This window comes from Pseudomonas sp. AK-TSAG1-1, from assembly GCF_056821665.1.
Genome location: NZ_CM165965.1, coordinates 2,203,608 through 2,217,037 on the forward strand (window position 1 = coordinate 2,203,608; position 13,430 = coordinate 2,217,037).

At 60.7% G+C, this 13,430-nt stretch carries 9 protein-coding genes; all 9 read left to right on the forward strand.

Annotated elements, in window-relative coordinates; genetic code table 11:
* Positions 1-139 precede the first annotated feature (139 nt).
* The gene (locus AC1UK9_RS10020; protein ID WP_025110396.1) at positions 140-622 is read left to right on the forward strand and encodes a sigma-70 family RNA polymerase sigma factor; all 483 of its coding nucleotides are present in this window, start codon (positions 140-142) and stop codon (positions 620-622) included.
* 134 nt (positions 623-756) lie between these two features.
* Positions 757-2,094: a lysine N(6)-hydroxylase/L-ornithine N(5)-oxygenase family protein gene (locus tag AC1UK9_RS10025; protein ID WP_025110397.1), complete on the forward strand. Its 1,338-nt coding sequence runs from the start codon at positions 757-759 to the stop codon at positions 2,092-2,094.
* Positions 2,095-2,683: 589 nt separating this feature from the next.
* Positions 2,684-5,383: a magnesium-translocating P-type ATPase gene (gene mgtA, locus AC1UK9_RS10030; protein WP_025110399.1), complete on the forward strand. Its 2,700-nt coding sequence runs from the start codon at positions 2,684-2,686 to the stop codon at positions 5,381-5,383.
* A 76-nt stretch (positions 5,384-5,459) separates the two neighbouring features.
* The gene (locus AC1UK9_RS10035; RefSeq protein ID WP_007968289.1) at positions 5,460-6,176 is read left to right on the forward strand and encodes an MgtC/SapB family protein; all 717 of its coding nucleotides are present in this window, start codon (positions 5,460-5,462) and stop codon (positions 6,174-6,176) included.
* Between the two features lie 109 nt (positions 6,177-6,285).
* Positions 6,286-7,473: an EAL domain-containing response regulator gene (locus AC1UK9_RS10040; RefSeq protein ID WP_482579950.1), complete on the forward strand. Its 1,188-nt coding sequence runs from the start codon at positions 6,286-6,288 to the stop codon at positions 7,471-7,473.
* Between the two features lie 162 nt (positions 7,474-7,635).
* Positions 7,636-8,262 carry a response regulator transcription factor gene (locus AC1UK9_RS10045; RefSeq protein ID WP_025110401.1) on the forward strand — a complete coding sequence of 209 codons (627 nt, stop codon included), beginning with the start codon at positions 7,636-7,638 and terminating at the stop codon, positions 8,260-8,262.
* Positions 8,263-11,892, forward strand: a complete 3,630-nt coding sequence (locus tag AC1UK9_RS10050) for a transporter substrate-binding domain-containing protein (RefSeq protein WP_482579951.1) — start codon at positions 8,263-8,265, stop codon at positions 11,890-11,892.
* Between the two features lie 178 nt (positions 11,893-12,070).
* Positions 12,071-12,616 carry a fimbrial protein gene (locus tag AC1UK9_RS10055; RefSeq protein WP_025110403.1) on the forward strand — a complete coding sequence of 182 codons (546 nt, stop codon included), beginning with the start codon at positions 12,071-12,073 and terminating at the stop codon, positions 12,614-12,616.
* A 70-nt stretch (positions 12,617-12,686) separates the two neighbouring features.
* Entirely contained in the window at positions 12,687-13,427 is a 741-nt protein-coding gene (locus AC1UK9_RS10060) for a fimbrial biogenesis chaperone (RefSeq protein ID WP_025110404.1), read from the forward strand.
* Positions 13,428-13,430: the final 3 nt, after the last annotated feature.

The window sequence follows — 13,430 nt, forward strand, 5'->3', positions numbered from 1 at the left end:
CGACAAACGCCACTTTAAATCTATATGAGAATTACTATAAATTACGCACCTCAAGTTGCCACTATCTTGCTACCCCGTAATCGGGGGCTTTCGATCAGTGTGCTCAAGGATCGAATCCGCATCGAAGCGGCCGGGAGTCATGTTGGAAAACTACTATCGCGAGCTGGTGTGTTTCCTGAACGCCAAGCTCGGCAACCGCCAGGTCGCCGAAGATGTGGTGCATGACGCTTATGTGCGCGTACTGGAGCGTTCCAGCGACACGCCGATCGAGCAACCCCGGGCCTTTCTTTATCGCACGGCGTTGAATCTGGTGATCGACGATCATCGGCGCAACGCCTTGCGCCAGGTCGAACCACTGGAAGTGCTCGACAGCGAAGAGCGCTATTTCACCCCCTCGCCCCACGGCACGCTCGATCATGGCCAGCGTCTGGAGATGCTCCAGCGCGCATTGGCGGAACTCTCGCCGTTGTGCCGCGACAGTTTTCTGCTGCGCAAGATCGACGGCCTGTCCCACCCGCAGATCGCCGAACATCTGGGCATTTCCAAGGCGCTGGTGGAAAAACACATCGTCAATGCGATGAAGCATTGCCGCCTGCGCATCAAACAATGGGATGCCCATTGAGCCGGCGTCGTTAAATTTTATTTCACTGTCCTCGTTCCTACTCAACAGACGACCTGCTGTCCTGCTCAAGGCCGGTCAGGTCACTTAGGCTCTCCTTTCCCCTTGTTGAGGGGTTCATCCAGAGGACACTGGAAATGACTCAGGCAATTGCATCGCCCATCGTTCACGACCTGATCGGCGTCGGTTTCGGCCCTTCGAACCTGGCGCTGGCCATCGCTCTGCAAGAGCGCGGCCCGACCCACGGCGAGCTGGATGTGCTGTTCCTCGACAAGCAGGCCGACTACAGCTGGCACGGCAACACCCTGTCGACCCAGAGCGAGTTGCAGATTTCCTTCCTCAAGGATCTGGTAACCCTGCGCAACCCGACCAGCCCGTACTCGTTCGTCAACTACCTGAAGGCCCACGGCCGTCTGGTTGACTTCATCAACCTCGGCACCTTCTATCCGTGCCGCATGGAGTACAACGACTACCTGCGCTGGGTCGCCGGGCAGTTCACCGAGCAGAGCCGTTATGGCGAAGAAGTGCTGACCATCGAGCCGGTGCTGCACAACCATCAGGTTGAAGCGCTGCGCGTGATCTCCCGTGACACCGCAGGCCAGCAATTCGTGCGCACTGCGCGTTCGGTGGTGGTCAGTGCCGGCGGCACGCCGCGTATTCCCGAAGCGTTCAAGGCGCTCAAGGGCGATAGCCGCGTGTTCCACCACTCGCAGTACCTTTCGCAGATGGCCAAACAGCCGTGTGTGAACAATCAACCGATGAGCATCGCGATCATCGGCGGCGGGCAGAGCGCGGCGGAAGCGTTCATCGACCTCAATGATTCGTTCCCGTCGGTACAGGTCGACATGATCCTGCGCGGCTCGGCCCTCAAGCCTGCCGACGACAGCCCGTTCGTCAACGAAGTGTTCTCGCCAGAGTTCACCGACCTGGTGTTCCAGCAGAACAGCGCCGAGCGTGAACGTCTGGTCAACGAGTACCACAACACCAACTATTCGGTGGTGGACATCGACCTGATCGAACGCATCTACGGCATCTTCTATCGTCAGAAAGTCTCGGGCATTGCCCGTCATGCGTTCCGCACCCTGACCACCGTCGAGAAAGCCACCGCCACCGAGCGCGGCATCGAACTGGCGGTGCGCAACAATGCCACCGGCGAAGTCACCGTGCGCATCTACGACGCCGTGGTGCTGGCCACCGGTTACGAGCGCCAGATGCACCGCAAACTGCTGGCGCCGCTGCAAGAGTACCTGGGCGACTTCGAGGTTGATCGCAACTACAAACTGATCACCGACGAGCGCTGCAAGGCCGGTCTGTACATGCAGGGCTTCTGCCAGGCCAGCCATGGCCTGAGCGACACACTGCTGTCGGTGTTGCCGGTACGTGCTGACGAGATTGCCGGCTCGCTGTATGAGCATGGCAAGAACCGCGGGCACAGCCGTTCGATGGCGGATCTGTTGTTGGCGACTGCCAGCTGATTTTTGAGCGCCTGACACACCGCTTTCGCGAGCAAGCCCGCTCCCACAGGGGATCTTCATTGAACACAGATTTTGTGGTCAGCAGAGATCCAGTGTGGGAGCGGGCTTGCTCGCGAAGAGGCCTTCAAATACACCGCAAAAACTCATTCCTGAACCCTTCCTGAACATCCCCGACATTCCCCGATACACCTCCTTTCCCGGGTTTACTCTCGCATCATCGAGGCGTAAGCTTCGCGCGTTTTCATCAATAGCGGAGACCCACAGTGGGTACTTGTTCGAGTGACAGTTGTCGGCCGGTCTCGGTAACCGGCAGATTCTCGGCAAGATAACGCGCAGCCTTTCTCTGCCGTTGTCTCGCCGTAAAGCGAGCAGCGGCATCCCGATCATGACCAGCAAGGTCATGTCCCGACGTCCTTCTCATCGACACTGAAAAGTGTGGTTTCGACCTTTATGGTCGTCATCGCAACTCTATCGACACGCCAGTCTTTCCTGACTGGCGCGCCAAGCCTTGCCGTGCCGGTTTTTCCGGCGCACGAGGCGCGGTCGTACCTGCTCGACGGTTTCCCGGCTGACCATAGGGGCAACAGCCATGAAACTTACGCTCAAGGAATTTTTCGCAGGTTTCCTGCGTACACGCCACATCGCCCGGCACTTCCGCCGTCTGGCGCTGCTGGAGTCAATCAACGACACCACGGTCAGCCGTGAAGTGCCGCCCACCCTGGCCAACACCCTGGTCGATGCGGCCCATCGCGACAGCGGCGAACTGCTGTCTTCGCTGGGCACCCACACTGACGGCCTGACTGACTTTGAAGTCGACGCACTGCGAGCGCAGTACGGCCTCAATGAAGTCGAACACGAGCAGCCGCTGCCGTGGTGGACCCACCTGTGGCACTGCTACAAAAACCCGTTCAACCTGCTGCTGACCCTGTTGGCGGTAATCTCCTGGCTGACCGAGGACCTGAAAGCCGCCACCGTGATTTTCTCGATGGTGGTGCTGTCGACGCTGCTGCGTTTCTGGCAGGAAAGCAAATCCAACCAGGCCGCCGACGCGCTCAAGGCCTTGGTCAGCAACACCGCCACGGTGATGCGCCGCGATGAGCCGCGCATCGAACTGCCGATCAAGCAATTGGTACCGGGCGACCTGATCGTGCTGTCGGCCGGCGACATGATTCCAGCCGACTGCCGGGTATTGAGCGCCAAGGATCTGTTCGTCAGCCAGGCGGCGATGACCGGCGAATCGATGCCGGTGGAGAAGTTTGCGCGCCAGGCCGACCGCGACACGCGCAATCCGCTGGAGCTGGACAACATCCTGTTCATGGGCACCAACGTGGTGTCCGGCACCGCCGTGGCAGTGATTCTCACCACCGGCAACAGCACCTATTTCGGTGCGCTGGCGCAACGGGTCGGTGCGACTGATCGGGCAGTGACGTCGTTCCAGCTGGGCGTGAACAAAGTCAGCTGGCTGCTGATCCGTTTCATGTTCGTCATGGCGCCGCTGGTGCTGTTCATCAACGGGTTCACCAAGGGTGACTGGACCGAAGCGCTGCTGTTTGCGCTGTCGATCGCCGTCGGCCTGACCCCGGAAATGCTGCCGATGATCGTCACCTCGACGCTGGCTAAAGGCGCGGTGTTCCTGTCGCGCAAGAAAGTCATCGTCAAGCGCCTGGATGCGATCCAGAACTTCGGCGCGATGGACGTACTGTGCACTGACAAGACCGGCACCCTGACTCAGGACAAGATTTTCCTCGCACGCAACGTCGACGTCTGGGGTGACGATTCCGACGACGTACTGGAAATGGCCTACCTCAATAGCTACTACCAGACCGGGTTGAAAAACCTGCTCGATGTAGCGGTGCTGGAGCATGTGGAAGTCCACCGTGAGCTGAAAGTCGGCACGGCGTTTCGCAAGGTCGATGAGATCCCGTTCGACTTCAATCGTCGGCGCATGTCGGTGGTGGTCGAAGGGCGCGGCGAGCCGCATCTGCTGATCTGCAAAGGCGCGGTGGAAGAAGTGCTGGCAGTGTGCACCCGTGTGCAGCACGGTGACGTCGAGGAAGCCTTGAGCGATGAATTGCTGACCCGGATTCGTCAGGTCACTGCAGCATTCAACGCTGAAGGCTTGCGCGTGGTGGCGGTGGCTGCCCGTTCGATGCCGCAAGGTCGTGACACTTACAGCCTGGCGGATGAGCAGGAGCTGACGCTGATCGGTTACGTGGCCTTCCTCGATCCACCGAAGGAAAGCACCGCGCCAGCGCTCAAGGCGCTGGCCGAGCATGGCGTGGCGGTCAAAGTGCTGACCGGCGATAACGAGTTGGTGACGGCGAAGATCTGCCGCGAAGTCGGCCTCGCGCAGCAAGGCTTGCTGCTGGGCAACGATGTCGAGCGCATGAGCGATGCCGAACTGGCCGTGGCGGTGGAGAACACCAACGTGTTCGCCAAGCTGACGCCGTCGCACAAGGAGCGCATCGTGCGCATCCTCAAAGGCAACGGGCATGTGGTCGGCTTCATGGGCGACGGCATCAACGACGCCCCGGCGCTGCGCACTGCCGACATCGGGATCTCGGTCGACAGCGCGGTGGACATCGCCAAGGAAGCCGCCGACATCATCCTGCTGGAAAAGAGCCTGATGGTGCTGGAGGAGGGCGTGCTCGAAGGGCGTCGGACCTTCGCCAACATGCTCAAGTACATCAAGATGACCGCCAGCTCCAACTTCGGCAACGTGTTCTCGGTACTGGTGGCCAGTGCGTTCATCCCGTTCCTGCCGATGCTGCCGATGCACCTGCTGGTACAGAACCTGCTCTATGACATTTCGCAGATCGCGATTCCGTTCGACAACGTCGACGAGGAGATGCTGAAAAAGCCGCAACGCTGGCAGCCGGGGGATGTTGGACGCTTCATGCTGTTCTTCGGCCCGATCAGTTCGATCTTTGACATCCTGACGTTCGCCTTGATGTGGTATGTGTTTGATGCCAACACGCCGGATCACCAGACCCTGTTCCAGTCCGGCTGGTTCGTGGTGGGGCTGCTGACCCAGACACTGATCGTGCACATGATCCGCACGCCGAAGATTCCGTTCCTGCAAAGCCGTGCAGCCATGCCGCTGCTGGTGATGACCGGGATCATCATGGCGGTCGGGATCTTCCTGCCGATGGGGCCGCTGGCCAACTACTTCAAACTGCAGGCGCTGCCGTCGATGTACTTTGTGTTCCTGCCGATGATCCTGCTGGCGTACATGGCGCTGACCCAGGCGGTGAAGGGCTTCTACATCCGCCGGTTCGGCTGGCAATAACAGCAGGAGAACGCTGTTCCCCTGTGGGAGCGTTTTTGCTCCCACAGGGGATTTGTGTTTTTTCAAGGAGATGACGATGCAAGCCATCAACAACCTCAACCTCACCTCGCTGCTCGACACCCTTGTCAGCCTCAGCGCGGCGTTCATCCTCGGTGGCCTGATCGGTTTCGAACGCCAGTATCGGCAACGTACGGCGGGCCTGCGCACCAATGTGCTGGTGGCCGTCGGCGCGGCCATTTTTGTCGACATGGCCAACCGCCTTGGCGGCGCTGAAGGCGCGGTGCGGGTCGTCGCCTACGTGGTCTCCGGCATCGGTTTTCTCGGTGCCGGGGTGATCATGCGCGAGGAGGGCAACGTGCGCGGCCTCAACACCGCCGCCACCCTGTGGACTTCAGCCGCCGTCGGTGCCTGCGCCGGTGCCGACCTGCTGGCCGAAGCAGTGCTCGGTACGCTGTTCATTCTGGCCGCCAACACCTTGCTGCGGCCGATCGTCAATAACATCAACCGCCAGCCACTGGACGTGGTCTCGGCCGAAGTCACCAACATCGTTTACGTGATCGCCCGGCGTTCACAGCAGAAAGCCGTGTTCGCCTTGCTCGAGGCCGAGCTGGAGCGCAGCAACTACCCGGCCAGCGACGTCGATGTGCATGCTTTCGGCGCCGACGAAATCGAGATCGAAGCCACGCTGGCGACCACTTCGGTGGACGGCGACGAACTGGATGCGCTGGTGGCGCGGATTTCCACGTCGGCGCTGGTGGTGCAGGCGTTCTGGAGTCCGAGTACCACCGAGTAAGGCTTCGCTTGGGAAATTTCCTACAAGCACGCAGGATTAATCCGTCAGATACATTGCGTCTCGACCGTCACTATGCCGATCCTCGGGTCTGCGCAACGACGGATGGAAAATGACCTCACCCCGCGTACTGGTACTGGAAAATCATGCTTTTGCCCGCAGCGTCCTGGTCAAGATGCTGCATCGTCTGGGTGTGCGCGAAGTGGTGCAGGCGAATAACGGTGAGCAGGCGATGGTGCAGATACACCTTTGCGGCGGGGTCGACATTGTGGTCTGCGACCTGATCGATAAAGACCTCGATTGCCTGGCGTTCCTCGCCCATGCCCGGGAAACCGGCATGGTGCGCGCGGTGATTCTGTGCAGCGATTTGCGCCCGGCGCTGCATCGCACGTTGAGCCAGATGCGTTCGTTGTCCGGCCTGCAATTGCTCGGGGTCATGCCGGCGCCGCTGCAGTTGCGCCTCTTGCACAAGCTGTTGCAGCGTTACCGGTTACCGCATCCGGCGTTGACAGTGCTGGAGCCGCCCAGGGAACTGCCCGGCGAAGACGAAGTGCGGCGCGGCCTGGCCCTCGGCGAGTTTCGTGCCTGGTTCCAGCCGCAGCTCTTGCTCGCCAACGGTGCTGTCGCTGGCGCCGAAGTGCTGGTGCGCTGGGAACATCCTGGCAAAGGCGTATTGCTGCCGGGTGAGTTTCTCGCGGCGGTGCTGGCGTATGACCTGATCGATACGATGTTCAAGCAATTGCTGGAGCAGGGCCTGTGCCTGCTGGGCATCCTGCGGCGCCAGGGTACGAACCTGACGCTGTCGTTCAACCTGCACGCTTCGCAACTGGCCGGCACTGAACTGGTCGGGCACATCCAGCGTGCGCTGCAACGCCATGGCTTCAGCGGTTCGGTCCTGCAATTCGAATTGAGCGAGAACGGTCTGCTCGAACTGCCGCCCGACACCCGGGAAAGCCTGTTGCGCCTGCGTCTGCTGGGGTGTGGTCTGGCCATCGATGATTTCGGTAGCGGGTTTTCTTCGCTAAAACTGCTCTGCCAATTGCCGTTCAATCAGCTCAAGTTTGACGGCGAACTGCTGCAGCACAGCTACGAGCCATCCTGGCAGGCGCTGGTCGCTACCACCCTGGCGCTGGCCCGTTCGCTGGACATGCAACTGGTGATCGAGGGCGTCAGCAGTCGTTCGATGCAGGAGGCGCTGCTCGCCCTGGGCTGTGAAATGGGGCAGGGGTTTCACCTCGCGCGGCCGATGACCGGGCATGTCCTGCTGCAGTGGTTGTCGTCTGCCGACAGCACGCTGTGAGCCTTCGCGCAGACTTCGCGGAAAAGCTCTAGAAAGTTCCTACACTGTCCGGATGCTGGTGTATTTTTGAACCGCGCTCCGGACGGTCTCCATCCCGGTTTTTTCACTTCATGGACGATCGTATATTTCGGGGTCATTCCGGCGTGCCTTATAGGGGTTCACATGTTTAAAGCGTTGGTTGTAGACGATCATCCGTTTATCCGCTCGTCGGTGAAAATGCTGCTCAAGCAGGAAGGCTTCGACGTGGTGGCCGAGGCCGACAACGGTGCCGACGCGGTGCAATTGACCCGTGAGCACGCGCCGGACCTGATCATCCTCGACATTGCCATGCCCAAGCTCGACGGGCTGGAGGTGATCGGCCGCATCGGTGCGCTGGGCGTCAAGAGCAAGATTCTGGTGCTGACCTCGCAATCGGCGCTGTTCTACTCCATGCGCTGCATGAAGGCCGGTGCGGCGGGTTACCTGTCCAAGACCAATGACATCGATGAGTTGATCAAGGCGATCAAGGCGATCATGGATGGCTACACCTACTTTCCCAATCTTGCGACCAGTTCCGTGCGCCGCTCCGACGTCGAAGCGACCGAACAGGAAATGATCCAGAGCCTGTCCGATCGCGAGCTGACCATTTTGCAACAGCTGTCCAACGGTCTGACCAACAAGGAAATCGGTGACGCCATGCTCCTGAGCAACAAGACCGTGAGTACCTACAAGACCCGCCTGATTGAAAAGCTCAATGTAAAGTCGGTGGTGTACCTGGCCGATTTTGCCAAGCGCAACAACCTGATCTGAATGCGCCCGATCATTCGAACCTGGCTACTGGCGCTGGCGCTGACCGGTACGTTCAATATGGCGTTGGCGTCCCCGGCCGAAACCCTGCGCGTACTCGGCCGTTCGACGGTGGACAATTACAGTGTCAGCCTCGACGGGCAGGACTGGAGCTGGTTGCGCAGCAAAGGCGTTTTGCATCTGGGCGCTTCGGCGCCGGATTACTCGCCGTTTGCAATCACCAGCAATGGCACTGACTACGAAGGGCTGACGGCTGATTACGTGCAATTGCTCGCCGAGTTGCTCAACGTGCGCGTCGAGGTGCGACGCTATGCCTCGCGCGCCGATGTACTGCAAGCGCTGAAGAACGGTGAAGTGGACCTGGTCGGCACCGCCAATGGTTTCGAGGCAGCCGACCCGGAACTGGCGATGTCCCGCGCTTATGCCGATGACCTGCCAACCCTGGTGACCCGGGTCGGCGACAGCTCCGATCTGCCCCCGGACCTGGCCGGCAAACACGTGGCGATGCTCTATCACTACTTGCCGCCGGAGACGGTCAAGGCCTTCTATCCCAAGGCCGATGTGCAGCTCTATCCGTCGACCCTCAGCGCCATCGGCGCCGTGGCGTTCGGCAATGTCGATGTCTATCTGGGCGATGCGATCAGTGCCAATTACCTGATCAGCAAGAACTACCTGAACAACGTGCAACTGGCCGACTTCTCGCAGATGGAGGTGCAGAACTTTGCCTTTGCCCTGCCGCGTGACAATGAGCAGCTGTTGCGCATCGTCAACGCGGCATTGGCGAGTATTCCGGTGGGCGAGCGGATGACCATTCTGCGGCGCTGGAGTGCCGGCGGTTCGAGCATGCCCGGTCAGCAGACACTGCATTTCAGCACCAGCGAGCAACGCTGGATGGCACAGCATCCACGCCTGCGGGTGGCGATTGATGACAGTTTCCTGCCGCTGTCGTTTTACGGTCAGGACGGCGAGTTCCGTGGTATCAGCGCCGACGTGCTGGCCAAGGTCGCGCTGCGAACCGGGCTGAAATTCGACGTGCAACGTGCGCAGTCGGTGTCGGAGCTGGTCGAGCAGATTCGCGATAATCGTGCCGACCTGTTGATCACCCTGACCCCCAGCGCCGAGCGCGAAGGCACCCTGCGTTTCACCCGTCCGTACCTGAGCATGCCGTTCGTTCTGGTCAGCCGGATTGGCGCCGACAGCCCGGGCACGCTGGATGACATGGCGGGCAAGCGTCTGGCGCTGATCCGCGGCAATCCGCTGCGTGAAATGCTGGTGGCGGATTACCCGCGCGTGACGCTGGTCGATGCCGAAAACGCTCAGCAGGCGATGACGCTGGTGGCCAACGGTCAGGCCGATGCGGCGGTCAATTCGCTGATCACCGCGCGTTACATGATCTCGCGCCAGTACCGCGAGCGTCTGCGCATCACCAGCACCGTCGGTACTCAGTCGGCACAGGTGTCGTTTGCCACTGCACGCGGCTCGCTGGAGCTGTATTCGATCCTGGAAAAAGCCCTGCTGAGCATCCCGCCCGAAGAGCTGGATGAGGTGACCAATCGCTGGCGCAGCGAAGTGGTGGTCGATGACAGTTACTGGCTGCGCAACCGCACGGCGATCATTCAGGGCTTTGCCCTGGCGGCGGTGCTGTTGCTGGTGGCGCTGGGCTGGATCGCCTATCTGCGGTTGCTGATGCGCAAACGCCGGCAGGCGGAAATCGCCCTTAACGATCAACTGGAATTCATGCGCGTATTGATCGACGGTACGCCGCACCCGATCTATGTGCGCGACCGCGACGGCAAGCTGCTGGTGTGCAACGAAGGTTATTTGCAGGTGTTCGACGTCCAGCGCGATGCGGTGATCGGCAAGACCGTGCTCGAAGGCGTGCTGAGTAATCGCGATGAGGCTCAGGCCTATCACCGCGACTACCTGCAAGTGATGAGCGAAGGCTTGCCGCGGGTACAGGATCGCAGCCTGAGCATGGGCGACAAGGTGCTGACCATCTATCACTGGATGCTGCCGTATCGCGGCAGCGACGGCGAGGTCAGCGGTATGATTGGCGGCTGGATCGACGTCAGTGAACGTCAGCATCTGCTGCAGGAGCTGCGCGAAGCCAAAGAGGGCGCCGACGACGCCAACCGAGCGAAAACCACGTTCCTGGCAACCATGAGCCATGAGATCCGCACGCCGATGAACGCGGTGATCGGCATGCTCGAACTGGCGATGAAAAAAGCCGATCAGGGCATCATGGATCGCTTCGCCATCGAAGTGGCGTCGGGGGCTGCCCGGGGGTTGCTGGACCTGATCGGCGACATCCTCGACATCGCGCGTATCGAGTCGGGGCGCCTGTCGCTGACCCCGGAACGTGCCAATCTGCGCGAACTGGTGGAGTCGGTGGTGCGCATCTTCGAAGGGCTGGCGCGGCAGAAGCATTTGCGTCTGGTGCTGGAACTGGATGCAGCGGCCAATCGCGATGTGCTGATCGATCCGCTGCGCTTCAAGCAGGTGCTGTCGAACCTGCTGAGCAATGCAATCAAGTTCACCGAACAGGGCCGGGTGCGGATCAGCGTCAAGGTCGAGCCGGGCCGTGACGATGAGCGTCTGAACCTCGCGCTGCAGGTCGAAGACAGCGGCAGCGGCATCAGCGCCGAAGACCAGCAGCGCTTGTTCAGCCCGTTCACCCAGGCCAGCAACAACACGCAGTCGGCGCGCAGCGGTTCCGGGCTGGGCCTGGTGATCAGCCGTACGTTGTGCGAAATGATGGGCGGCCAGTTAAGCCTGCACAGTGAGCTGGGGCAGGGCACGCGAATCGACGTGCAACTGGCCTTGCCGACCCTGCAACCGCTGAAGGAAGTGCCTCGTGAAAACGCTGAACCGGCAGCTCCCGGGCATGCGTTGAATATTCTGGTGATCGACGATTACCCGGCCAATCGCCTGTTGCTGGCGCAGCAATTGAGTTATCTCGGGCACCGGGTCAAGGATGCCGAGGACGGTGCCCATGGTTTGCGCGCCTGGCGTGGCGAGACCTTTGATGTGGTGATCACCGACTGCAACATGCCGATCATGAACGGCTATGAACTGGCCCGGGCCATCCGCGAAGAAGAGACGACGCGTCAGTTATCGCCCTGCCTGATTCTCGGCTTCACCGCCAATGCCCAGCCCGAAGAGGTCAGCCGCTGTCGTGTGGCCGGGATGGACGACTGCCTGTTCAAGCCGATCAGCCTCAAGGATCTGAATGCGCAACTGGCCCAAGTGAAACCGCAACCGGTGCAGCAGGCCACTAAGTCTGCGGATACGCCGTTGACCGATGAGATTGATCTGACCAGCCTCGAACAGTTGACCCGAGGCGACCGCGCATCGATCAAAAGCCTGCTCGGTGATCTGGCCAACAGCAATGACGAAGACATGGCCCGACTGATGCGTTTGTTCACCCGCAACGATTTGCCGGGCATGGCCGACCTCGCGCACCGGGTCAAGGGCGGGGCGCGGATCATCCAGGCGCGTGCGCTGATCAATGCCTGCGAGCACCTCGAGACAGCCTGCAACGGGCTGGATCCGGCGCAACTGACCGAGGCCGTCGATGGCTTGCAACAAGCCATGGAACGGCTGGCCGATCAGTTGGAGCCGTTACTCGTTTAAGTTGTTGCTGGGAAATGTCCTACATGCCGCAGGGAATGCGCCTACGGGACTGACCTCTCCAAAAGACCAAGATAACTCCGTCGCCCAGGCAGATGGCTTGTAACTCTCGACGCATTTCGCGTCGGACAACCATCCAGACTTTCGCGACAGATTCGTCTCTTACTTTTGGAGTTGTCCCATGAATCGCAAAGCTCTCGCCATCGCCGTACTGGTTGCCGCCACTGGCGCTCAATTCGCCAACGCCGCCGACGGCACCATCAACTTCAACGGTGAACTGCGCAACCAGACCTGCACCATCGCCGTTGACGGCGTGGTTTCGCCAGCCATCGCCACCGTGACCCTGCCGACCATCTCCACCGGTCTGCTGACCGCTCCAGGGCAGGTTGAAGGCCAGACCGGTTTCAACATCCAGTTGAGCAACTGCGTCGGCACCGCGACCACCGCCGCTGCGTTTTTCAACTCGGGCGCCACCGTTGACCCGATCAGCGGCAACCTGAAGAACATGACCGGCACCGCCAACAACGTGCAACTGCAACTGGTCGACCAACAGGGCGGCGCTGTGATTCAGGCCGGTAACACCAACCAGATCACCAATACCACCCGCAACACCATCGACGGTACTGGCGCGGCCAACATGCCGTACGCCGTGCAGTACTTCGCCACCGGCGCGACCACACCGGGCACGGTGATCAGTTCCGTGACCTACAACGTCGACTACCAGTAAGCCGAAGTCACACTGACGCGCCCGGCCAGGGGGGGCAATGGCGCGTCAGCGTGCGGGCAATGAGGTGCGCATGCGTTACGCAAGTGTTATTCGAATCGGCGCAATACTGACGCTGTCCATGCTCATGTATGCGCAAGCCAAGGCCGGTGTGGTGATCACCGGGACGCGTGTGGTGTATCCCGCGAGTCAGAAAGAAGTCACCGTTAAATTGAACAACAACGGCGCACGTCCGGTACTGGTGCAGTCGTGGGTCGACAGCGGTGATCTGCAATCGAGCCCGACCAGTTCCAAGGCGCCGTTCGTGCTGTCGCCGCCGGTGTCGCGTATCGACCCGAACAAAGGCCAGAGCCTGCGCTTGATGTTCACCGGTGCGGCGCTGCCGGCCAGCAAAGAGTCGGTGTTCTGGCTCAACGTACTGGAGATCCCGCCGAAGGCCGAAGGCCCGACGGACCTCAACGTGTTGCAGATGGCGTTCCGCTCGCGGATCAAGATTTTCTACCGTCCCGACGGACTGCCCGGCAACCCCAATGAAACACCGCAGCAGATGCAGTGGAAAGTCGTCGCGGTGGACAAGGGCTATGCGTTGCAAGCCTTCAACCCGAGCGCCTTTCACATGTCTCAGGTCGAGCTCGCACTGACGGTCGGCACCCAGCGCTACGACAGTGAAAACGGCATGGTCGAGCCGGGTGAAACCAAGCTGTTTGCCGTGCCCGGGCTCAAGTCGATGCCCGCAGGTGCTGCCCAGGTCGAGTTCAACGCGATCAACGACTACGGCGCACTGGTGCCGATCAAACAACCGCTCAAGCCCTGACCT